The organism is Streptomyces diversicolor, assembly GCF_057537855.1.
The window spans coordinates 1-571 of record NZ_BAAJXA010000156.1 but is presented as its reverse complement, the minus strand read 5'-3'; the positions used below and the strand labels follow the sequence as shown (position 1 = coordinate 571).

Genomic DNA, 571 nt, shown 5'->3' with positions numbered 1-571 from the left:
ACCGGCCGTCGCCGCTGCCCCGTAGTCGGGGGCGGGCAGGGCCTTGCGGTCCAGCTTGCCGTTACCGGTCAGCGGCAGGGCTTCGAGAACCACCACGGCCGCGGGAACCAAGTACTCGGGCAGACGGGCCGTTGTGAACTCGCGTATCACGTCAGGAACTTCAGCTGCTTCGGTGTCGTCGGTGACGATGTAGGCGACCAGGCGGACATCGCCGGGGGTGTCTTCGCGCGCGACGACTGCGGCTTGCAGGACCAGCGGGTGTGCGGCGACCACGGCCTGAACCTCGCCGGGCTCCACCCGGAAGCCGCGGATCTTCACCTGCTCATCGGCACGACCGGCGAACACCAGCCGGCCATCACCCGTCCACCGTGCACGGTCACCCGTGCGGTACATCCGCTCACCGGGCGAGCCGAAGGGACAGGCCACGAACCGCTCGGAGGTCAGGCCGGGCCTGCCCACATACCCGCGCGCCACCTGAGCGCCGGCCACATACAGCTCGCCCACCACGCCGACCGGCACTGGCCGCAGGTTCGCATCCAGGACATAGGTCTGCGTGTTGGCCACCGGGGAA

Annotated in this window: 1 protein-coding gene; it reads right to left on the bottom strand. The window is 69.7% G+C overall.

Annotation, left to right across the window (positions count from 1 at the left end):
• The coding region (locus AC27LF_RS45605; protein WP_479665242.1) for an AMP-binding enzyme at positions 1-571 on the bottom strand (571 nt) is incomplete at both ends.